This is a genomic window from Echinicola marina (assembly GCF_020463795.1).
GTDB lineage: Bacteria > Bacteroidota > Bacteroidia > Cytophagales > Cyclobacteriaceae > Echinicola > Echinicola marina.
Genome location: NZ_CP080025.1, coordinates 4,516,695 through 4,539,531, shown reverse-complemented (window position 1 = coordinate 4,539,531; position 22,837 = coordinate 4,516,695). Strand labels below are relative to the sequence as shown.

Below are 22,837 nucleotides of genomic sequence, written 5' to 3'. Positions count from 1 at the left end.
AACTCATTAAGGGGTATTGGCTTCTGCGGTTTTTAAACCGCTTAATTTTTTCTTGATTAGGGGCAATTGTTTCCTTTGTAAAATTACGCTAGCAAAGAATATAAAACCCGCAACAGAAGCCATGGCGCCAGCTATAGAGCTATTCAAAGCGAAAGCCAAATAATAACCGGCAATTGAAACGATGATGCCTAATGCTATGGTGATCTTAATCAGTTTATTTAGGTCCTTACTCCATAGATAGGCAGTTGCAGGTGGAACCACCAATAGCGCTACTACCAAAATAGCGCCTACAGCTTCAAATGAACTGACAGTAGTGTAGGATACCATTCCCATCAATCCATAATTGACCCCTACAGTAGAAAGCCCAATACTTGCTGCAAACTCTTTATCAAATGTGCTGATTTTAAGTTCCTTGAAAAACAGGTAAATAAATAGACTGACCAGTATCAGATTAATTAAGGATAAATAGGTGACTCGTGGTCCAAGAATTTGTCCAGATCCTGATATCCATAGATCTATGGGAACGTAGGCAATTTCTCCATAAAGTACACAGTCCTGATCAAGGTCTATTTTATTGGCAAGGAAGGTGATTAATATAATGCCTATAGCAAATAGGGAAGTAAAGGTGATACCAATGGATGCGTCTGATTGTAACTTGACCTTATTGCTTAAATATTCGATAAATACAGTGGCAATAATTCCTACCAAACCGGCTCCTATAACCATGGTTAGTCCATGCCGACTTCCGGAGATCATGAAGGCAAGGACAATTCCCGGCAATACCGCATGGGAAATGGCATCTCCTGTCATGGCCATTTTTCTAAGCATTAAAAACACACCCAGTAATCCACATGATATGGCAATCATGGATCCGGTTACGATAATAATGAAAGCATTTGGATCAAAACTCATGGTTTCTTGGGGTCTCTAGGAATGATGGAATGATGTGGATCCGCTTTTGGAAAATTAAGATTTTTATCCAGTTTGGATTCCAGTTCTGGGGTAATAATATGTTCTAACTTTTCAGCACTGTCGTGTACATGATCCGGGGCTATATTCATATATTCTGTCATATATAATTCCCATAATCTATGCAATCTAACGATCCTTTTGGCTTCAGTTAAACCTGACTCGGTTAGTTGTATTATTGATTGATTTTCAGTTATATATCCTTTTTTATTTAATTTGTTGATTGAATACTGGGTTTTGAAATTTTTACCAGGAAATATATTGAAAATATTTTCAGTTTTCAGGCCTTGTTTGTCCTTTTCCCAAGCCCCAAAAAGTGCCTTAAGGATATGGTCAGAATGAATTTTTCTTTGATAATTTCTCTTTGCAATCCACTTGGTCAAAACACCTTTTTTTACAGAGAAGAAAAAGGATAAAAAGGCGATTAAGGAAAGTACAATTACTACCCAAGGGCCAGTAGGCATATGGGGAAGAACAAAGGAAATATAGGCACCAACGATTCCGGAAATTAGGGAAAACACTACTGCAATGATCAGCATCCTGTCCAGTCGATCTGTCCAGAATTTGGCTGCTGCGGCAGGTGTGATGAGCAGGGCCGCCATTAATACTACACCAATGGCCTGTATGCCTGTGACCACTGCAAGTACCATCAATGAATTAAAAAGGAATTCCAATCTTTTTACCGGTAGTCCGATGCTTTGTGCATATGATCTGTTAAAGACCATTACTTTAAATTCTTTGTAAAAGAAAAGTATAACTAGAATAATGGTCAGGGCAAGGATGCCATATACTAACAAGTCCTTTCTGACAATAGAGATGGCATTCCCAAAAATAAAATGATCCAAGCCAGAGAGAGCAGCATTTCCTGTTTGCTGTAATTGCGTCATGATGACGATTCCCAATCCAAAGAATATGGATAGTACCGCTGCAATGACGGTGTCTTCCTTTAGTTTGGTATAATTGGAAACCCAGCTGATGATATAAGTGGATAAGGCTCCGGTAATAAATGCACCAGAAACTATCCAGTAGGGGTTCTTATTGCCTGATAGCATAAAAGCCAGACAAACTCCTGGTAACACAGCATGTGAAATGGCATCACCAATAAGAGCTTTCTTATCCAGGAAGGTGAATGTTCCTACCATGGCTGCACTGATTGAAAGCAGGGATATCCCAACTACCACCATTAGAACATTAGGGTCCTGAAAAGAAAAGAAATAAATAAAATCTTCCATATTAACTTTTCAGTGGATTGAAATCACTCTTTTTGATCAGCTCTCCAATATCCGTAAGCATGGATAGTTTCCCTCCATAGGTTTTGGTCAACAATTCCTCGGTAAGCACTTGTTCGGTAGGGCCAGAAGCAATCAAGTGCATGTTTAGCATAATAAGCCAATCGAAATATTTTCCAGCGGAGTATATATCATGGTGTACTACGATGACAGTTTTACCTTCTGCAGTCATTTCTTGGAAGAGGCTTACTAAGGCTTTTTCAGTACTCATGTCTACTCCTGCAAATGGTTCATCCATAAAATAAATATCAGCTTCCTGGGCCAAGGCCCTCGCAATAAATACCCGCTGTTGCTGGCCTCCTGAAAGTTCACTGATTTGTCTATTAGCAAAGGCTTTCATATTTACCTTTTCCAAACAGGTTATTGCCAATGCTTTTTCCTTTTTGCCCGGTCTTTTGAATATTCCCAGATGGTGATAAGTTCCCATCATCACAATATCTAAGGCAGATGCTGGGAAATCCCAGTCTACTGACTCCCGCTGAGGAACATAACTTACCCTGTTTCTAACTTGGTTTAACTCCTGGTCAAAAATCCTTGAATAGCCACTGTTGGCTTCAATAAGCCCCATTATGCTTTTGATGAGGGTGGATTTTCCTGCTCCATTAGGGCCAAGTATTCCAATGAGGGCGCCTGCTGGTAAAGTCAGGTCAATATTCCAAAGCACCGGATTTTGCCCATAGCTAACCATAAGGTCATGTACTTCAACTACTGGATTATTTATTTGTTGTATCATTCTGATTTCAGGTTTTGTACGATAGTATCTACATTGGTTTTTACCATCCCAAGATAGGTACCTGCTGGGCCATTAGGTTCACCCAAACTATCAGTATATAGCGGTCCAGCAAGCTTCACAGCATGTCCTTTTCTTTTGCATCCTTCAACTACCGCTTTAATGGCTTTTGGAGAAATGGATTGCTCAATGAAAATGGCTTTGATATCTTTTTCAATAATGAAATTGACCAATTTGGAAACATCATTTAAGCCGGGTTCACTAAGAGTGGATAAACCTTGTAGTCCTTTTACTTCTATATCATATGCCTTTCCGAAATAGGAAAATGCATCATGGGCGGTAATCAATACCTGGCCTTGTTGAGTGATTTCGTGGATTTTGTTATTGGTGTAATTATCTAATTCATTTAGCTTTAGCTGATATTTTTCCCAGTTGGTATTGATGTAATTTTTCCATTCTGGTTTTCTTCTAATGATCTCATCCTTGAGGTTTTTCATGGCAATTGTCCATAAATTGACGTCAAACCAAATATGTGGATCCACCGTGTTGGCATATTCATTACTTGTAATCAATAGGGTGGGAGGGAGTAGTTCACCAACATCAATGATGGGATGAGTCCTTGCAAATTTGTCCAACACTTCTACCATCTTACCTTCTAAATGGAGTCCATGGTAAATAACCAAGTCGGCATCGAAGAAAAGATCGAGGTCTCTTTGCGATGCCTTATACAAATGAGGATCTACGCCCACAGCCATGACAGGAGTCACGACAGCACTGTCACCAACTAATGCTTTTACACCATCGGCCATGATATTGGTGGTGGCGGTAATTCGGAACTTTCCATTTTCTCCATCTCTGTCAAACTTACAGGAGCTGGTAAGAACGGAGCATATTATGATGAAAAGAAATCTATATTTCATGAGGTTTGCATGATTAATATATTTCCTGCTACGTCTTTGGACATGAATAGGGTTTTCTTGTTGTCAACCAATATTTCCAAAGATCCGTCAAATTCCACTTTGTCAAGTACCTTTATTCTGGCTCCTATATAAGCTCCCACCTTGTCTAGGTATCTTAGGAAGGCAGCACTGCTGTCCTTCACTGCTACGATTTGACCTCCATCATTTACCATCAACTCATTCAAAGGAAGTCTAGGTCTTGCTTTGACATCTCCAAATTCATCAGGGATAGGGTCACCATGGGGGTCGTATTTAGGGTTGCCTAAGAAGTCATCCAATCGTTGGATCAGGATAGGAGATTTTATATGTTCCAGCTCTTCCGCCACATCATGTACTTCATCCCAGCTAAACATCAATTTTTCAACTAAAAACACTTCCCATAGGCGGTGTTTTCTGATGATTTGTAAAGCAGACTTTTTACCTTCTTCTGTGATCGTAACACCGTAGTATTTTCTATAATTGATTACCTCTTTTTCTGAAAGCTTTCTAAGCATATCACTGACAGAGGCGGGCTTGGTTTTCATCTCTTTGGAAAGGTCATTGGTAGAGACGTTGTTCTTGCCTCCATCAGACAAATGGTAGATCGCTTTGAGGTAGTTCTCTTCTGCGTATGTTAAGCTTGGCATTAATTCATGTTTAGGTTCACAATTCAAATATAATGATTTAGGTTGTACTAAAAAATATTTCAATACAACCTAAATCGGATGTGGATAACTCAATTTTTAATGTTATTACGGTTTTAGCCTAAGCTAAAATAAAGTTTAGTCTTATCAAATAATCGTTTTAAATATCAGTAAGTTAGCTTGTTGTGATTTGACTAATTTATCCGTTGTTTTGATTTCGTTTTAAAATTTAGAGTTTCCATTTTGATGCCTTTAGTTTTCTAAAGGGGGAATAAGTGGATAACTTTTTATAGAGATGTGTATAAGTTGACTATTGGATATTCGGTGCTAGCTTTTGGTACTAGCATATGGGACACTGTACTGGGAACACGGCACTGGGCGTAGTATATACTACGCCCAGTGCCAAGTTGGGAATAGAAAATGAACTGAATAGCTTAGTTAAATGGAGCTGGAAAAAATGAAAGAGGCTATTAAGTTGAAGAGCATTTAAGGGATCAACTTAGCTACTATTTTACGGAGTTTAGTTGCTTCATTTTCCCAAGTTACTTCAGGTCCAACAGGCTTAGTATACTTAGGAGTTTTAAGGAAATTCTTAAATGGTAAAAGGCTGTCTTTGGGTTTTGAAAAGTCGATTGAACATCCAGCAGAATATGGAGAAACCAGTTCTTCCCAAATGGGATTATTGGGTATAATCATCGGCATGCCCAAGGCCAAAGCCTCATAGATTTTTGTGGGGATTTTTGGGGAAATGCTGGGTAAATCATGGTAGGGTAATAATAGGATATTGGCTTTTGATAAAGCATCATAAATTACTTTCTGGCTCATGGGCTTAGCACTTAACTTGAGTCTTACACTTGGACTGATCATTGCCAATGCCTCTAGTTTTGACTTGTATTCGGACAAGGGGCAATATCCTATTATTTCTAAGCTAGCATCAGGGTAATGTTGTTTCAGATGGTTGAACCAATGAATCGCTTGTTCTGCTCCATAAACAGGAGTGATGGTTCCGTTAATGATAAACTTTAAATGTTGTTTGTCAATTCTAAAAGGAGCGATGGATTTGGCTTTACCAGCGTATTTGTTTTCCAGAATGGTAAAATCCTTTATGTCAGGAAGCTCCTTTTCGTAGCATTGTTCGGCGAAAAAATGATGGTCGATCATTACTTTGGTAATTTTCTCAACAAATTGTACGTATTTTACCGCAATTAATTTGAGCCAATAGGGCAATGTCTGATTAAATTGAATATTTTTAGTATAATTTTCCTGTACATCATAAATCAGTTTATATTTCAAAATCCCCTTTAGAAATGCAGCAGGAAATAATAGTTCATAGGTAGAAATGATGACCAATTTTGGTTTTGATTTAAATAAAAAATAGCAAAGCTTAAAAGGAGCCAGTAACCTATAGGGGTGCATGCGTTTCTTGTTGAATATTGATGTAAATTCAATATTCTGCTGTTTTGCGGTTTTTTTTTCTAAAAATCCTATGATGTTTATGTGGTATTTATTTGTTTCACGCAGTGAAATTGCAAGTTTATTAAAAGCCCTTGTATCATTAACAGGTTTCAGTACGGAAGCAATAAGTATAGTGGCTTTATTCATTAAAAAAGAAAACTTAACTAGAGCGAATCTAATATAATTTTATGGAATTACAGACTATCATTGAGAAGGCCTGGGAAAACAGGGAGTTATTAAAGGAAAAGGATGTACAAATTGCTGTAAAAACAGTGATTGATGATTTGGACACAGGCAAAATTAGGGTAGCCGAGCCATTGGAAGATGGTGAATGGAAAGTAAATGACTGGGTAAAAAAGGCCGTTATTTTATATTTTCCTATACAAAAAATGCGAACCATAGAGGTAGGCCCATTTGAATTTCATGATAAAATGGCCCTTAAAACTAATTATGCCAAGCATGGTGTAAGGGTTGTTCCACATGCGGTGGCTAGATATGGCGCGTTTCTTGCGAGTGGTGTGGTGATGATGCCTTCTTATGTAAATATTGGAGCTTACGTAGATAGCGGTACCATGGTGGATACTTGGGCTACAGTAGGTTCTTGTGCACAAATTGGTAAAGATGTTCACCTTAGCGGTGGTGTAGGTATTGGCGGTGTTTTAGAACCTGTTCAAGCTGCTCCAGTAATCATTGAAGACGGTGCATTTATTGGCTCAAGAGCGATTATTGTAGAAGGAGTTCATGTGGGCAAAGAAGCAGTAATAGGTGCTGGTGTGACCCTGACAGCAAGCTCGAAGATCATTGATGTAACAGGAGATGAGCCTAAAGAATACAGGGGATATGTTCCTCCAAGATCAGTGGTTATTCCTGGATCAATACCTAAGCAATTTGCAGCAGGTGAATTCCAAGTTCCATGTGCATTGATCATAGGACAGAGAAAGGCATCGACAGATCGAAAAACTTCATTGAATGAGGCTTTGAGAGAAAATAATGTCGCAGTCTAAAATTTAAAGTAAATAATGAATTACAAGAAATCGTTTTTGGTCTTGTTGGTTTCAACAGGTCTAATGTGGGGATGTAGCAATCAAGGAAGCTCTGAAGGTGATAAATTCTTTGAAAGTGGCCAATATCAAGAAGCTGTTGATGCATTTTCTGAGAGGCTAGCCACGAAACCCAAAGATGCAAACGACCTTTATAAAAGGGGCAGGGCTTATGAGGAGATGGGAGATTTGGAATCAGCCAAGAAAGATTTTGAAGCAGGGTATAAGCAAGACCCTAAGAATACGCAGATCTTGCTCAGTCTGTCTAATTTATATCAGAAGGAAGGTAATTTCGAACGTTCTTTACTTTACGCTGGTTATGCAGTAGAGGTTCCTGGAGCACCTGCAACGGCCTATTTTATGAAGGGTAGGGCATTGCACCAAATGGGCAAAACAGATGAGGCCTTGGACGAATATAGTACCGCTATCCAGATAGATGACCAATATGGACAGGCTTATTACTACAGAGGTGTTTTGAAGTATGCCACTAAGAAAACCCGCAGTGCATGCGAAGACTTTAGGTTGGCCTCGGGACATAATTATAAGCAGGCTGATGAAGCACTGGAGAAATATTGTAAATGATTCTTTTCAATGGGAATCTAGAAATAAAAGCCGGGAATTTCCCGGCTTTTATGCTTTATACAGTTCTCAGTTACTTGTAGTGAGAGAGTTTAGATATTTTCTTTTGTTTCCTGATGGTTACAAATTTCATCTGAATGTATTTTTCCAAAACCATCACAGTTATTGCAATCACTATTTTCCTTTAGTGCTCCTTTACAGAATGGACAAACTAGCCTGCCTTTTCCATCGCATCGTTCACATTTAAAATATTCCGTTTGATCAAAGATGTTTTTCTTTGTGACCAGACCAGTGGCTTTGCATCTACTACATCCAACGATTCCTTTGGCCTTACAATAATGGCAATCCTGTTCTATGACCTTTTTACCTTCACAAGTGGGACAGGTATGATAGCGGTAGCCTTTGACATCACATAGTGAACAATCCCTTATTTCATTTAACGGAGCGACCAGCCTTTTTTGGAGCCCTTTTGCTTCATCATAATGGTCAGCTTTGAAACCATTCAACTGTAAATATTTATTCAAGAAATTGGCGCTATTATCAAATTGTTTAAGAGCGAAAAGGGTTTCTGCAAAGAAATAAGGCATTTCTGATGGTATGGGCACGCCACTTTCGATAATCTCTCTGAAGTAATAATTGGCTTTATCATATTCTTTACCTTGAAGGGCCTGCCTACCCAATTCCATCAGTTTATCTGTTTGGCCCAAATTGGGTTGAACTTGAGCAGTAGACTCAAATGCGGTAAGGTTCATTAAGCTGAAGAATATTGTGAACAGCAGGTATTGCAAATAGCTGTTAATGCATCGTCTCTTGAGGCTATTATAGGTAATAAGCGGCATTGTTTTTAATTATTGGATTGTTTTCTAGTGCCTAAAGAAGCTAAAATTGATTCAAATGTCCATGCACTTTTGGAAATATTTAAGGATAATTAACTTCAATAATATCGTTGTAATGGCAGATAATGTAAAGGATCGGAAAAATTAATTGTATTTTTTAATTCATAGTTAATCATAATATTGTTTAGTATTCATTATATTATGATGTAAATCTTGCTAAGTAATGATTAAAGATGATAAATTAACTAAAGCCCATTAATATGATAGACTCCATTATAAAAGGCCTAGGGCCAGAATTATTGTCTAATCTAACAGACAAGTTCGGTCTTAGTCAGGATCAGGCAAGCACCGCATTGGACACCACAAAGGATTCACTTTCAAAAAGTGTAACAAAAGAGGTAAGTGATGGTAATTTTGATAGTTTGTTGGAATTGGTCAATAAAGGTAGCAGCGCCAGTGGCAATAGTAGCTTCAACCATATAGCATCAAATTTGGCGGCTGATTTTATTTCCAAGTTAGGTGTTTCTGAAGGCATAGCCAAGCAAATTAGCTCCTTCGTCCTACCAATGATCTTGGACAAAATTGCAGACCGAACAGGAGGTAATGCCGGTAAATCCGACTTGATAAAACTTTTTGGAGGCAGTTTGGGCAATATGATCAAAGGAAAAGCAGGAGGGGATATTTTAGGTGGATTAGGAAATTTATTTAAATAAACTTTAATACCAATAACCAATTACAATTATGTCTAAACCAATTACAAGCATTGAAGGAATAGGTCCAGTCAATGAAGAAAAACTCAACAAGGCCGGTATAAAAACAGTGGAAGCCTTACTTGAAAAGGGAGCTTCCAAAAAAGGCAGAAAGGAAATTGCCGAAGTATCAGGGATTGATGAGCACAAAGTTCTTGATTTCGTGAATATGGCAGATTTATTCAGGATAAATGGAGTGGCCAGTCAGTTTGCCGAGTTGTTAAAGGCAACAGGAGTGGATACAGTGAAGGAATTGAGAAATAGAAATGCTGAAAATCTTCATAAGGCCTTAACCAGCACCAATGAAGAAAAAAAATTGACCAGGGCGGTTCCTGCACTTAGTCAAGTGGAAAAGTTCATTGAGGAAGCCAAAGCATTGGACCCCTTGGTTACCTATTAGATAGAATTAGGCATTTCCAATACCTCAATTATGCTAATTGATTGAGGTATTTTTCATTTTTTCAATATGTATCATCATTCCGAAAAGTCTATGAGCCCAAACCCAAAATTTATAGAAGAAATTCAAAACGGATATAAAACCAAGAAAGATTTTTTTGTCTTGGGAACTGGTATTTTAGCTGATGTTCCCATTACTGAGGCAACAGTTAAAATCCCTTTAAAAACCCTTAATAGACATGGACTGATAGCTGGAGCCACAGGCACTGGCAAAACTAAAACCCTGCAGGTAATGGCAGAGCAACTATCTCTGAAGGGAATCCCAAGTGTACTGATGGATTTAAAGGGTGATATTTCGGGGCTTGCCCAGGCAGGAACTTTAAATGAACATATTAGCTGGAGAAGCGAAGCAATTGGTGTTGATTTCAAGCCTGAAGGTTTGCCCTGTGAGTTTTTGACCATAAGTCAGGAGAAAGGTACCAGAATGAAGGCCACGGTTACGGAATTTGGACCGGTACTGATGTCTCAGATTTTAGAGCTTAACAGTACCCAGCAAGGCATTATGGCATTGGTATTTAGGTATTGTGACCTGCAGCATTTACCCCTGCTTGATCTTGAAGATCTAAGAAAAGTACTACAATACATCATCAATGAAGGTAAGGAAGAAATCAAGCAAGAGTATGGAGCTGTATCGACGAGCTCAGTAAATACCATTTTGCGAAAAATCATCGAATTGGAACAGCAAGGTGCAGGTGAATTCTTTGGGGAGACCTCATTTGATGTAGAAGATTTTGTGAGGACAGAAAATGGAAAGGGGATCATCTCCATTATCCGTTTGACCGATATTCAAAACAGGCCAAAACTGTTTTCGACTTTTATGCTCAGTTTATTATCTGAAATCTATGAAAGTTTTCCCGAACAAGGAGATCAGGATAAGCCAAAACTATGCCTTTTCATAGATGAAGCCCATTTGGTCTTTGACAATGCTTCAAAAGACTTGATTGATAAAATTGAAGCGATTGTAAAATTGATCCGATCGAAGGGAGTGGGTGTTTATTTTTGTACACAAAGTCCCACCGATATTCCAGAAAGTGTTTTGGGGCAACTGGGTCTAAAAATACAGCATTCCTTACGGGCTTTTACTGCCAAGGATAGAAAGTCGATCAGTAAAACAGCTGAAAATTACCCCATTTCTGAGTTTTATGATACCAAGGAAGTTTTGACCATGATGGGGATAGGTGAAGCTTTAGTAACGGCATTAAGTGAAAAGGGGATGCCTACTCCATTGGTGAGGACTTTGATGCGGGCACCTATTTCCAGAATGGATGTATTGACCCATGAAGAAATTCAGGAAATCGTGCAAGCATCCAAAATCGCTAGTAAATACAATGAGGAAATCGATAGGGAAAGTGCCATGGAAATGCTGGAAAAGAAGATTTTAAAGGCAGATTTGGCCGTTCAGAACATGGAGCGAGAAGCAGCATCAGAGAAAGGTAATTCCCGAAGCAGGCACCAGAAAGAAGAAAATATTTTTGAAGAGATCAGTAAAAACACCATGGTGAGGCAGATTGGCAGGACCATTTTTAGGGAATTAGCAAGGAGCATTTTGGGGACATTGTCTGGTAAAAGACGATGATATACTATCGGTAATTTGATAGATCAGCAAACAATAGTGTTTGCTTAGTGGAGTCTATTCATCAATTTTTTTCATTTTTGCCCTTATAAATTGTTTCAATAGATATGATTAAAATAGGTATTATAGGTGGCGGTGCAGCAGGTTTTTTTGCAGCGATACACGCAGCAGAAAATGGGGCAGAAGTGATCATTTATGAAAAGACATCCAAAACTCTATCGAAGGTAAAAGTTTCGGGGGGGGGCCGATGTAATGTAACACATGCTGCTTTTCAAACTTCCCATTTATTGAAAAACTATCCGCGTGGGGTTAATTTCTTGAAGAAGGCATTCCGGGAGTTTCAAGTAAGAGATACTGTTGAGTGGTTTGAATCAAAGGGAGTGAAGCTGAAAACCGAAGAAGACGGAAGGATGTTTCCGGTCAGTAATGATTCCCAAACGATTGTCGATGTGCTTAGAAGTGAAGCGGATAAAAAAGGAGTGAGGATTGAACTAAAGTCAGCGGTAAAAAAAATTGAGCCTAAAGATGATGGTTTTTTACTTTTTGTTGGACAAAAGGCTGAGAAAGTAGATAGAGTGATCATTACCTCGGGAGGAAGCCCAAAGCAGGAAGGCTATACCATGTACCAAGATCTGGGGCATGATATAGCAGCTCCTATTCCTTCACTGTTTACTTTTAACACGCCTGGAGAAAGTTTGAAAAACTTACCGGGAATAACCGTTCCCAATGCCCATGTAAGATTAGAGGGAACAAAACTTTCCTATGAAGGGCCTTTATTGATTACCCATTGGGGAGTGAGCGGACCGGCAGTATTGAAGCTTTCGGCCTTTGGGGCACAATGGTTACATGATCATAATTATAATGCCAATGCTCATATCAGGTGGGTGTCGGAATTAAAAGAAGAGGAAATTAGAAATACACTACTCAAGTATAAGTCCAATCATCCTAAAAGAAAAGTAGGCGGATATCCGCTTTTTGAGTTGCCAAAAAGGCTTTGGGAGCATTTGATAGAAAAATCTGGTATGAATAGTGATTTAGTATGGATGAATGTAAGTAAAAAGCAAATAAATAGTTTGGAACAACATATTTTTTGCTATATATTGCATGTAAATGGTAAAATAACTTTTAAAGAAGAGTTTGTTACCGCAGGAGGAGTCAGTTTAAAAGAAGTCAATCCAAAAACCATGGAAAGTCGTATCTTAAAAGGTGTATATTTTGCCGGAGAGGTATTAGACATTGATGGAATAACGGGAGGGTTTAACTTTCAGGCTGCGTGGACGACAGGATATATAGCAGGAAAATCTTCAACAACTTAGCTATGAGAAATATAAATTTACTTATGGTAGAAAGTAGTAATATCAATTTTGATAAGGTCCATGAAATGTCTGAGGGCGATATAGCATTCGAAAAGGAATTATTGCATGCTATTTCTAATTCAGTGAAGGAGTTAAAGGAAAAGTATCTTCTAGGTTTAAATAATAAAGACCCTGAGATTTTGCATCAAGCTCGTCATAAGGTTAAACCTACGATTACAATTTTCGAATTACGTAAACTTAGTTATGTATTGGAAAATGGTAGAAACCTGATCAAAGCAAAAGGTTTGAATGCTGATTTGGATAACCATTATCACCTCTTTGAGGAAGCTGTCGATGATTTATTGGCAGATATTAACTCCACCATAAATTAATATGGATTAAAACCATTGAGACTTTTTTAAGGGCTTAATGCATGTTATATTTTGACCTTGTTAACAATGTTCAGAATATAACATGCCAATAATTAGTTCCAGTTACCCCGGACCTCCTGTACTTTATTTAAACGGTCATTTTGAAACCATTCTTCCTAGTGTTTTTCGTAATATAGATGGGGTAGTCTATTATAGGGAAAGAATAGATACTCCAGACGGTGATTTTTTGGACCTGGATTGGAGTAGGAAGGGAAGTCGTCAATTATTGATTATTTCTCATGGTCTGGAAGGCAACTCTTCCAGACATTATGTACAGGCTTTGGTGAAACTGTTTAATCAAAAAGGCTTGGATGTTTTGGCTTGGAATAATCGTTCATGCAGTGGTGAAATGAACTTACAGCCAATTCTTTATCATCATGGATCTACTTATGATCTCAAGTCCGTGGTAGATCATGTCATTAAAAAATATGATTATATTGAAATATACCTTACAGGTATCAGTATGGGGGGAGCCCAAACCCTTAAGTATTTGGGAGAGGAAGCTACATCACTTCCTGTTCAAATTAAGAAGGCTGCAGTTTATAGTACGCCATGTAACCTGTCGGATAGTGCAGCGACCCTTCATTTTCCAAGCAATTTTTTCTATAAGGAAAAATTCCTTTCCAAACTTAAGGTAAAGATGGCAGAAAAAGCCAAACAGTTTCCAGGTTTGATTGATTTGGAATTGCTGGAAAAAGTTAAAGAATTCAAGGCCTTTGATGATTATTTTACTGCTAGAATGCATGGCTTTAAGGATGGCAAAGATTTTTATGAATCAGTGAGTCCTGATAACTGTCTCCACCGGATTGAAATTCCAATATTGATTGTTAATGCCTTGAATGATCCTCTATTGCAGAAGAGGTGTTATCCGGTGAACTTGGCCCAGCAAAAGCCCAATCTATATCTTGAAATGCCCAAAAGAGGCGGTCATACAGGATTTGCCCTGAAAAACCAGGAATTCAGTTGGGTGGAACAAAGGATGTATGCATTTTTGATGGAAGATGAAAAATGATATATGATTTTAAGTACAATAAAAATGAAATACCAAAATCTAGCTGGTAGTTTTTTCCTTTCAGCTTAAGAGGTATATTTAATGTATAAACAATATTAGTAGAATATGAGGTATTTATTTTATAATATAACAATTGTTCTTGTCATCATTTTTTCCATTTTAACCTACTATTATCAACAATGGATCTGGGCGTTTCTTATTCTGATTCCGATGGCGCTCATAGGGATATATAATAGGTTTCAGAAGAAGCATACTATTCTTCGCAATTTCCCAATACTGGGGTATTTCAGGTATTTGTTTGAGATGATCTCTCCAGAGATCCAGCAATATTTTATTGAGAGAACTACAGATGGTAAACCTTTCAGTAGAAATCATAGGGCACTGGTTTACCGTAGGGCAAAAAATGTCAATGATACACATCCTTTTGGGACACAGTTGGATATTTCTGGGGAAAATTATGAGGCGATACGTCACTCCATTTATGCCACGCCCCCAGTGACAGAGATTCCTAGGGTAATTGTTGGCGGAAAGGATTGTAAACAGCCTTACAGCGCTTCTATTTTGAATATTTCAGCCATGAGCTTTGGCTCTCTGAGCAAAAATGCGGTGATGGCACTTAACAGAGGGGCTAAAAAAGGTAAATTTTACCATAACTCTGGTGAAGGTGGTATTTCTCCTTATCATTTAAAGGAAGGCGGTGATTTGGTTTGGCAAATCGGGACTGGATATTTTGGTTGTAGAAATGAATATGGAGAATTTGATCCAGAAAAATTCAAGGAAACGGCTGCCCATGAGCAGATCAAAATGATTGAAATCAAAATATCACAGGGTGCTAAGCCAGGACATGGTGGTGTTTTGCCGGGAGAAAAAAACACGCCTGAAATTGCCAAAATAAGAGGTGTGAAGGCACATACAACCGTAGTTTCTCCTCCTAGTCACAAGAAATTTTCGAATCCTGAGGGCTTGGTTGATTTTATTAAGGAGTTAAGAGAATTGAGTGGTGGTAAACCCATTGGATTTAAGCTATGTATTGGTAGGACAGAGGAGTTTATTGATTTGTGTGCAGTGATGAAGAAATCGGGGGTTGCACCTGATTTTATTACGGTGGATGGTGCTGAAGGAGGTACCGGGGCCGCACCCTTAGAATTTTCCGATTCGGTTGGCATTCCCCTTGAGCCAGCTTTGATTTTTGTGACGAGAACCTTGGAAAAGTATGGGTTAAGAAAAGAAGTAAAAGTCATTGCCAGTGGGAAAGTGTTGACGGCTTTTTCGATATTGAGAATGCGGGCCTTGGGAGCAGATATGTGTAATTCTGCGAGAGCTTTTATGTTCAGCGTAGGCTGTATTCAGGCCCTAAGATGTAATACCAATGATTGCCCGACTGGAGTAGCAACACAAAATAATATGCTGGTTAAAGGTTTGGTAGTGGAAGATAAGGCAGAAAGAGCTTATAATTTTCATAGAAATACCATGCATGCTGTCTTAGAGCTTTTGGGAGCCTGTGGAGTGAAACACACCGATGAGATAGATATAAGCATGTTTGTGAAGGGGGATGAAATGGTAGCACTGAGCAATAAATACTTTCCTGATTCGGTGTTGAATAGAGTGGATTGATCCTAGTTGTTAAGTTGAAAATGGGTTTGTAGGCTTGTCTGGTCTAGTTCTTTTTAGTAATATGGTAAAGTAGGATGAATAAAAAAGGAGGCTTTAAAGCCTCCTTTTTTATTCAAATCTTTTTAGAGCAAGGTTAGAGACTGTTCCACCAATGCTCAGGGAACTAGTGGCAGCGGGACTCGGAGCATTTAGTACATTGATGGCATGGGCATTTTCAGTGATTGCAAAATCATCCAGCAGTCCGCCAGTTCTGTCGCATGCTTGGGCCCTTACACCTGCGCCACCATCCACTAAGTCATCTTCTTTGATATCTGGAATCAGTTCTTGTAAGGCAGAAGTAAAAGCTGCTTTGGAGAAAGATCTATAATACTCTCCAATACCAGTTTTCCAATATTTCTTGGCTACTTTTTGAAGACCGGGCCAAGTGATAGATTCCCTGAACTCACTAAAGTTAAAATCTGTTCTTTTATAGCCTTCTCTTTTGAATGCCATCACGGCATTCGGTCCAGCTTCCACGCCGCCTTTCATCATCCTGGTAAAGTGAACTCCCAGAAAAGGGAAGTTAGGATCAGGAACTGGATAGATCAGGTTTTTAACCAAGTATTCTCTTTCCTTTTTTATCTTATAATATTCTCCTCTGAATGGAATGATTTTGACATCTAGATCCATTTCACCATTCATATCAGCCACTTTATCAGAATATAGACCAGCGCAATTAATGATTAGTTTTGAAGTGAAATTACTATTTGAAGTAATGATTTCAGATAAATTATCTTTATTATTTATTTTCAGTGCTTTATGATTTAGTAAAATCTCTCCTCCAATAGCTTTGAATTTTTCTCCATAGGCTAAGGCTACTTTTTTATAATCCACAATTCCCGTCTGGGGAACATGTAAAGCAGCAACTCCCGCACAATAGGGTTCATAATGCTTTAATTCATCCAGTGAGATTTGACGGGTACCTTCCAAGCCATTTTGCAGGCCTCTCTGGAGTAGGTTTTGTAATAATGGAATTTGTTCATCTTTGGTAGCTACAACAACTTTTCCAGTAAGTTCAAAGGGGATGTTTTCTTCTTCACAGAAATTGATCAACTCATGGTAACCATTGATGCAGTTGGTAGCTTTTAAAGATCCTGGTTTATAATAAAGTCCAGAGTGGATAACTCCGGAATTATTGCCAGTTTGGTGTTTGGCCAGTTCATCTTCTTTTTCAAGGATAGCCACCTTTAAAGCTGGATTTTGTTGTTTTATCTTCAAGCCTGTGGCTAGTCCAACAATACCGCCACCTATAATTATAATATCGTATGTCATAAATTTTGGAGAGTCAGGTGTAAGTAGTTTTACGATTAGTAAGGTACTTACAATAACCTTACAAATATACATTACAATGTGATATTCGTAAAGGGTACATAAGCAAATACAATATTCAGTGGTTTTTCTATACTATTGTTGATAAACATAATGCTTTGGATTTCAAGTTATAAAATTGATTTTTAGGACTATATCTAGAATTATCGGATTTAATAGCATAGTTGAGTTTGATTGGTTTTTTACGCTTATTTTCTCCATATGGAATGTTGACTTATACAATAGATTTATTTTGAGATGTAGCATGAGACGAATTAAAGGTACAGATTTTGTAACTTTGGTCTTTTCAATTGATGAAATATGGCCGACAAAGAAGAAGAAAAGAAACAAAGAAGCATTGACTCTGAGTTAAAGAAATCTTCCTCTGTATCAAAGGATGCTTCCAAATCGCATGGAGAAATCCTAAAACAGCAGATCACAGAAGGACAGGCAACCTATGACCGAAAGCCTATTAGTTTATTGTTAAGCTCTATCACAGCAGGTTTGGAGATTGGCTTTAGTTATTTGCTTATTTGTACAGTTTTCCAGTTTTTTTCAGGTGTTATCAGTGAAGAAAACAGTTATAAACTTATTTCCCTAGTTTATCCTGTAGGCTTTATCATGGTGATCTTGGGACAGTCCATATTATTTACAGAGCAGACCTCCTTACTGACCTTGCCTGTGCTTAATAAAAAGAGAAGCATTACTAGCCTTTTGAAAATATGGGGCCTTGTGATATCGGGGAATATGATTGGAGGTTATCTTATTTCATTTTTATTAATGTGGATAGGTCCAAGATTAGGCATATTTAATTTATCTACGGTAGAAAAGATTGCTTTGCATGTAACTGAGTTTTCCCCACTTGTTATACTTGCCAGTGCTGTTTTGGCAGGTTGGCTAATGGGCTTGCTATCTTGGTTAATAACTTCATCCAGAGATACACTCAGCCGAATAGTAATTATTTTTATTATTACTGCAATGATGTCCTTTACAGGTTTACACCACAGTATCATAGGTAATGTGGAGGTGTTTTCGGGATTGGTGAGTTCGGATAAAATCAATTTGTTGAATTACCTTAATTTTCAATTTTTCGCTTTGCTTGGAAATGCTATAGGCGGAGCAGTATTTGTGGCTTTATTAAAATACCGGGCTTTTGTTTCCAATATCGATATTAAATAAGCTTATTGCCCACTATGATGCCAGTGACCGGAAGTCCTTTGATGAAGAGGATTGAAGACGGAAACTTGAAGACTGAAGTGGCTATTATTTTAGTTTAAACAATCGTTTAGAACTTCTATCAATCTAAACTGATACAATTACGGATATATATATAGTAAAAGCCCCATTAGTTATTTAAAGGGGCTTTAGCTTTTATTCCACGTATAATACCAATCCTTTTAGGTATTCAGTTTCCGTATGGAAAATATTGATTGGGTGATCTGCGGGTTGGGAGAGGTATTGCAGGATCTTCACATTTCTTCCCACCTCAATGGCAGCTGCCGTAAGGGTATGGGCGAATAATGCCTTATCAACTACCTGTGAGCAACTGAAAGTGAAAAGAATCCCACCTGGCTTAATGTGTTTCAATGCCTCTGCGTTGAGGCGCTTATAAGCCTGAACGGCATTATGTCTGGCTTTCATGTTTTTTGCAAAAGCCGGAGGGTCCAGTACGATGACATCATAATCCTGCTGGATTTCCCGAATATATTTGACCACATCAGCCACTTTGGATTCATGCTTTCCGCTCAAATCTGGATTGAGTTTTAAATTCTTTTCGGTCAATTCTATGGCTTTGGCAGAGATATCCACAGAATGCACCTCTTTTGCGCCTGCTTGGAGTGCTGCTATGGAAAAACCTCCTGAATAGCAAAAGGTATTAAGCACCTTTTTTCCTTTGCTATAGCTGCCCAACAAATTACGGTTTTCCCTTTGGTCGATGAAAAAGCCTGTCTTTTGGCCTTTTTCCCAGTCTATCTCATAGTTTGAATTATATTCCTTTACTAGATTGGTTTTGGGGCTGCCAAATAAAAACTGGTTTTCAGCTTTGACCTGATTTTTGGCTAGGGTTTCGGCGCTTTTGTCATAAACAGCATCAAGCCCTTCTCCATAAACCAGCTTTAATGCTTCGGCTATATCCATTCTATGTTGGTACATCCCTACGCTATGGGCCTGTATTACTGCTGTTCCATTATAAAAGTCAATGATCAGACCTGGCAGTAAGTCACCCTCTCCATGGACTAACCTGTAAACATTGGTGTGTTGGCTTTTTGTTAGACCTATTTTTGCTCGCATTTCATAGGCCGATTTTATCTTTTCTACCCAGAAGGCAGCATCAATTATCCTGTCTTCAAAGGAAATGATCCTAACGGTGATAGAGCCAATCTGATAGTGACCTATACCAAGAAACTCTTGTTTGTTACTATAAACACTTACAAGCTGGCCATTTTCAAGATTATCGGCTGTTTTAGCAATTGCACCGGAAAATACCCAATGGTGTTTTCTTTTTAAAGATATCTCCTTGCCTTTTTTTAATATGATACTAGGATAGTTGTTCATTTGATCTGAAGCTAAAAAATCCCTTCCTGTTTAAACCATATGGTCAATACAAAAAGGGATTTGTGATCTTTATCTTATAAGGACATTAGCCTTTTTGGTACATTTTTTCCCTCAATTCCTTGATTTCTGGATTGGCCAAATAATCATCATATGGCATACGCCTGTCAATGGTACCATTAGGCGTGAATTCCACAATTCTATTGGCAGTTGACGAAACAAATGCGTGGTCATAAGAAGATAATAAAACCGTACCGTTGAATTCAATAATAGCATTGTTAAATGCGGTGATTGACTCAAGGTCTAGGTGATTGGTAGGTTCATCCATTACCAAAAGGTTAGGATTTTGGAGCATCATTTTAGAAACCATACACCTTACTTTTTCACCTCCAGAAAGCACAGAAGCAGATTTTAGGGTCTCTTCACCTGTAAACAACATCCTTCCCAAGAAAGTCCTTACATAGGCTTCTTCTTGGTTAGAAGAGTACTGTCTCAGCCAATCAATCAAGTTGGAATCCGTTTTGAAGTAGCTTGAATTATCATTTGGAAGATAAGCCTTATTAATAGTCACACCCCATTTGAATTCGCCTTTCTGAACGGGGATTTCTTCCATAATGGTCTGGAAGAATTTATTTACGGCTTGTTTGGTGCGAGATATGAAAGCGATTTTATCTCCTTTGTCTACCATTAGATTCACATCCTTAAAGTAGGTGGTACCATCATCTTGAAGGGATAATTCCTCTGTCATGAAGATTTGGTCACCCGCTTCCCTTTCAGGCTTAAAGATAATTCCAGGATATTTTCTGGTGGATGGCTGGATTTCATCTACATTCAGTTTTTCCAACATTTTCTTCCTGGCAGTGGCTTGCTTTGATTTAGCCACATTGGCAGAGAACCGCTCGATGAACTGCTGAAGTTCCTTACGTTTTTCTTCTACTTTCTTATTTTGATCAGATTTTTGCTTGGCAGCCAACTGGCTAGATTCATACCAGAAGGTATAGTTACCTGAGTAAATCTTGATTTTAGAGAAGTCAATATCCACGATATGAGTAGAAACCGCATCCAAGAAGTGACGGTCGTGGGATACTACGATAACCAAATTCTTAAAGTTGACCAGAAATTCTTCTAACCAGTTGATGGTTTCAGCATCTAGATCGTTGGTAGGTTCATCAAGAATAAGGATATCAGGATTGCCAAAAAGGGCTTGGGCCAAAAGTACCCTTACTTTTTGGTTACCTGCCAAATCCTTCATCAAGGCGTAATGAAGATCTTCTGTGATCCCCAATCCAGATAACATGGCAGCAGCATCTGATTCAGCATTCCATCCATCCATTTCAGCAAATTCAGCTTCTAATTCTGAAGCTCTCAGTCCATCCTCTTCAGAGAAATCAGGCTTCATATAGATAGCATCTTTCTCTTCCATTATGGCGTAAAGCTTTTTATGCCCCATGATCACTGTTTTGAGCACCTCTACTTCATCAAATTCAAAGTGGTTCTGCTTCAATACAGCCATTCTTTGGCCAGGAGTTATATTAACACTACCAGTGGTGCTATCTTGTTCTCCAGATAGAATCTTCAGAAAAGTAGACTTACCGGCACCATTGGCTCCAATAACACCGTAACAGTTTCCTGGGGTGAATTTTAGACTTACTTCATCAAAAAGGGTTCGTTTACCGAACTTTAAGGAAAGATTATCAACTGAAATCATGAATTATTTCGCTTCTATTTTTACAAGTGCCAAAGATACAAATTTTATTGGGTCATGGAACCAAAATGTCAGCGAAAAGAAAGTCCAAGGGCCTTTCTTTTTGACAATAAATAAACCTGATACCAGAAGGAAGCTCTAAGAGATGGAATATTAAGTTTTCAAGAAAGAGAAAATAAAAAAATCCCGATAGTTATCAATAAGCTATCGGGATTAATCAACAAAATACGGCTGGTAATCAGTATAATTTATAGGGCCATGGAGTGCTGTTTTTCTTCTGTTTCTTTTCTTTTTTGGGCATTTTTCTTAAAGCTGCTGTCCAATATCAATGTCAGTAAACCACCCACAGCACAGAAGCTCATCATAATTACCATGGGATTGGCTGTTCCATTGTGAAATATGCTTACAGCCGCTGAAACCAAGCCACCCATGGCCATCCTAGCGCTTCCCATTAAGGCAGCAGCACTTCCAGCATTTCTGGTAAAGGGAGCCAAAGTAAGCGCAGCAGCATTTGGGTTGCTCAATCCGTGACCTGTAAGGAATATAAACATCAGGCCAATTAAGGAAAAGACATTTAGCCAGTCATTCCAAACTCCAATGATCATTATAAATCCGATGATGGTCTGATAGGTCAAGGCTACCTTGATGACTTGCTCACTACTGAATCTTTTCAGTAGGATATGGTTCAATTGAGTGGAGCCAATCATTGCAGTGGCTAATAATGCAAAGATCCATCCATATTGCTGCTCGGTAACATGGTAGATGTTCATAAAAACATCTGCAGAACCGGATATATATGCAAATGGAGCAGCTCCAGCTACACCTCCAATCAGCATATAGACTAAGAATTGACGGTTTTTGCTGACCTCGATATACTTTTTTACTACTTGCTTTGGCCTTAATGATACATCAGTATCTGGCTTTGATCCATCCGGTAGAAAGAAATAAGAGGCTATAATGATGATTGTAGTAATTGCAGCTAAAATTAAGAAGACCACATGCCATGAAAAATGGGCAGTAACATACCCTCCCAATGTAGGGGCAATCATAGGGGAAACCGCTATAACCAACATCAGCAAAGCCATTGCCTGGGCTATTTTATTGACAGGAAATATATCTCTGACCAAAGCTTGGGCAGCTACCATTCCAGCACATCCACCAATGGCCTGAAAGAAGCGCATCAATATCAGGTTTTCTACGCTTGTTGTAAATGCACAAGCAACAGAAGCCAATACATATATTATCAATCCAATGTATAGGGGTTTTTTCCGTCCAAATCTATCCAATAGAGGTCCGTAAAACAACTGTCCAATTGCAATACCTATCAGATAACTTGTTAGAGATAGTTGAACATTGGCAATACTGGTTCCTAAATTTTCCGCAATTGCAGGAAATCCAGGCAAGTACATATCAATGGAAAAAGGACTAATCGTACTTAAAGCACCCAAAATCAAAATAACTACAAAATACTGTTTCTTACTCATCTCAAAACCTCTTTATTGATTCAGCCAAAATAAACCCAATGATTCTTAACAGGAATTACTTATGCTTGGTTCATAATTTTCTAATTGTTTCATTGGTTTATAGTCAATAAAAGGGCTGTAAAGATATGATTCTATTAA

21 protein-coding genes are annotated in these 22,837 nt (G+C 38.3%); 10 read left to right on the top strand and 11 right to left on the bottom strand.

Annotation, left to right across the window (positions count from 1 at the left end; all coding sequences use genetic code 11):
- Positions 1 to 6: 6 nt before the first annotated feature.
- The 6 genes from KZP23_RS18345 to KZP23_RS18320 form a co-directional block, all read right to left on the bottom strand.
- Complete coding sequence (locus KZP23_RS18345; RefSeq protein WP_226333235.1) at positions 7 to 912, bottom strand: metal ABC transporter permease; 906 nt, start codon at positions 910 to 912, stop codon at positions 7 to 9.
- Positions 909 to 2,201 (bottom strand): metal ABC transporter permease, encoded by a 1,293-nt coding sequence (locus KZP23_RS18340; RefSeq protein WP_226333234.1) that lies wholly within the window; start codon positions 2,199 to 2,201, stop codon positions 909 to 911. Before KZP23_RS18340 ends, KZP23_RS18345 begins: the two co-directional genes overlap by 4 nt.
- Before the next feature lies 1 nt (position 2,202).
- Positions 2,203 to 2,991: a metal ABC transporter ATP-binding protein gene (locus tag KZP23_RS18335; protein ID WP_226333233.1), complete on the bottom strand. Its 789-nt coding sequence runs from the start codon at positions 2,989 to 2,991 to the stop codon at positions 2,203 to 2,205.
- A complete protein-coding gene (locus tag KZP23_RS18330) occupies positions 2,988 to 3,908 on the bottom strand; it encodes a metal ABC transporter solute-binding protein, Zn/Mn family (protein ID WP_226333232.1) in 921 nt (306 codons plus the stop codon). Before KZP23_RS18330 ends, KZP23_RS18335 begins: the two co-directional genes overlap by 4 nt.
- A complete protein-coding gene (locus tag KZP23_RS18325) occupies positions 3,905 to 4,573 on the bottom strand; it encodes a metal-dependent transcriptional regulator (RefSeq protein ID WP_186757865.1) in 669 nt (222 codons plus the stop codon). The genes KZP23_RS18330 and KZP23_RS18325 overlap by 4 nt, the downstream gene beginning before the upstream one ends.
- A 483-nt stretch (positions 4,574 to 5,056) precedes the next feature.
- Positions 5,057 to 5,920 carry a glycosyltransferase gene (locus tag KZP23_RS18320; protein ID WP_226333231.1) on the bottom strand — a complete coding sequence of 288 codons (864 nt, stop codon included), beginning with the start codon at positions 5,918 to 5,920 and terminating at the stop codon, positions 5,057 to 5,059.
- 293 nt (positions 5,921 to 6,213) lie between these two features.
- Here KZP23_RS18320 and KZP23_RS18315 point away from each other — a divergent pair, with 293 nt between their 5' ends.
- Positions 6,214 to 7,029: a 2,3,4,5-tetrahydropyridine-2,6-dicarboxylate N-succinyltransferase gene (locus tag KZP23_RS18315; protein ID WP_226333230.1), complete on the top strand. Its 816-nt coding sequence runs from the start codon at positions 6,214 to 6,216 to the stop codon at positions 7,027 to 7,029.
- 15 nt (positions 7,030 to 7,044) lie between these two features.
- Positions 7,045 to 7,647, top strand: coding sequence for a tetratricopeptide repeat protein (locus KZP23_RS18310; protein WP_226333229.1), 603 nt, complete (start codon positions 7,045 to 7,047; stop codon positions 7,645 to 7,647).
- Between the two features lie 89 nt (positions 7,648 to 7,736).
- On the opposite strand, the gene KZP23_RS18305 is transcribed toward KZP23_RS18310, so the two are convergent.
- The gene (locus KZP23_RS18305; RefSeq protein WP_226333228.1) at positions 7,737 to 8,396 is read right to left on the bottom strand and encodes a molecular chaperone DnaJ; all 660 of its coding nucleotides are present in this window, start codon (positions 8,394 to 8,396) and stop codon (positions 7,737 to 7,739) included.
- Between the two features lie 344 nt (positions 8,397 to 8,740).
- Here KZP23_RS18305 and KZP23_RS18300 point away from each other — a divergent pair, with 344 nt between their 5' ends.
- The 7 genes from KZP23_RS18300 to KZP23_RS18270 all read left to right on the top strand — a co-directional run bounded on the left by KZP23_RS18300 (position 8,741) and on the right by KZP23_RS18270 (position 15,610).
- Complete coding sequence (locus KZP23_RS18300; RefSeq protein WP_226333227.1) at positions 8,741 to 9,193, top strand: DUF937 domain-containing protein; 453 nt, start codon at positions 8,741 to 8,743, stop codon at positions 9,191 to 9,193.
- Positions 9,194 to 9,221: 28 nt separating this feature from the next.
- A complete protein-coding gene (locus tag KZP23_RS18295) occupies positions 9,222 to 9,629 on the top strand; it encodes a DUF4332 domain-containing protein (protein WP_226333226.1) in 408 nt (135 codons plus the stop codon).
- Positions 9,630 to 9,719: 90 nt separating this feature from the next.
- Entirely contained in the window at positions 9,720 to 11,261 is a 1,542-nt protein-coding gene (locus KZP23_RS18290) for a helicase HerA-like domain-containing protein (protein ID WP_226333225.1), read from the top strand.
- Between the two features lie 104 nt (positions 11,262 to 11,365).
- Positions 11,366 to 12,574, top strand: a complete 1,209-nt coding sequence (locus tag KZP23_RS18285; RefSeq protein ID WP_226333224.1) for a BaiN/RdsA family NAD(P)/FAD-dependent oxidoreductase — start codon at positions 11,366 to 11,368, stop codon at positions 12,572 to 12,574.
- A gap of 2 nt (positions 12,575 to 12,576) precedes the next feature.
- Positions 12,577 to 12,945, top strand: a complete 369-nt coding sequence (locus KZP23_RS18280) for a hypothetical protein (RefSeq protein ID WP_226333223.1) — start codon at positions 12,577 to 12,579, stop codon at positions 12,943 to 12,945.
- Between the two features lie 82 nt (positions 12,946 to 13,027).
- Positions 13,028 to 13,996, top strand: coding sequence for a YheT family hydrolase (locus KZP23_RS18275; RefSeq protein WP_226333222.1), 969 nt, complete (start codon positions 13,028 to 13,030; stop codon positions 13,994 to 13,996).
- A gap of 105 nt (positions 13,997 to 14,101) precedes the next feature.
- Complete coding sequence (locus tag KZP23_RS18270; RefSeq protein ID WP_226333221.1) at positions 14,102 to 15,610, top strand: FMN-binding glutamate synthase family protein; 1,509 nt, start codon at positions 14,102 to 14,104, stop codon at positions 15,608 to 15,610.
- Between the two features lie 108 nt (positions 15,611 to 15,718).
- On the opposite strand, the gene lhgO is transcribed toward KZP23_RS18270, so the two are convergent.
- Positions 15,719 to 16,921, bottom strand: a complete 1,203-nt coding sequence (gene lhgO / locus KZP23_RS18265; RefSeq protein ID WP_226333220.1) for an L-2-hydroxyglutarate oxidase — start codon at positions 16,919 to 16,921, stop codon at positions 15,719 to 15,721.
- 357 nt (positions 16,922 to 17,278) lie between these two features.
- On the opposite strand from lhgO, the gene KZP23_RS18260 reads away from it, so the two are divergent.
- A complete protein-coding gene (locus tag KZP23_RS18260; protein ID WP_226333219.1) occupies positions 17,279 to 18,136 on the top strand; it encodes a formate/nitrite transporter family protein in 858 nt (285 codons plus the stop codon).
- 192 nt (positions 18,137 to 18,328) lie between these two features.
- On the opposite strand, the gene KZP23_RS18255 is transcribed toward KZP23_RS18260, so the two are convergent.
- From KZP23_RS18255 to KZP23_RS18245, 3 genes are all read right to left on the bottom strand, one after another.
- Positions 18,329 to 19,513 (bottom strand): class I SAM-dependent rRNA methyltransferase, encoded by a 1,185-nt coding sequence (locus KZP23_RS18255; RefSeq protein WP_226333218.1) that lies wholly within the window; start codon positions 19,511 to 19,513, stop codon positions 18,329 to 18,331.
- An 85-nt stretch (positions 19,514 to 19,598) separates the two neighbouring features.
- Positions 19,599 to 21,218, bottom strand: a complete 1,620-nt coding sequence (locus tag KZP23_RS18250) for an ABC-F family ATP-binding cassette domain-containing protein (RefSeq protein WP_226333217.1) — start codon at positions 21,216 to 21,218, stop codon at positions 19,599 to 19,601.
- Between the two features lie 245 nt (positions 21,219 to 21,463).
- Positions 21,464 to 22,699, bottom strand: coding sequence for a Bcr/CflA family multidrug efflux MFS transporter (locus KZP23_RS18245; RefSeq protein ID WP_226333216.1), 1,236 nt, complete (start codon positions 22,697 to 22,699; stop codon positions 21,464 to 21,466).
- Positions 22,700 to 22,837: the final 138 nt, after the last annotated feature.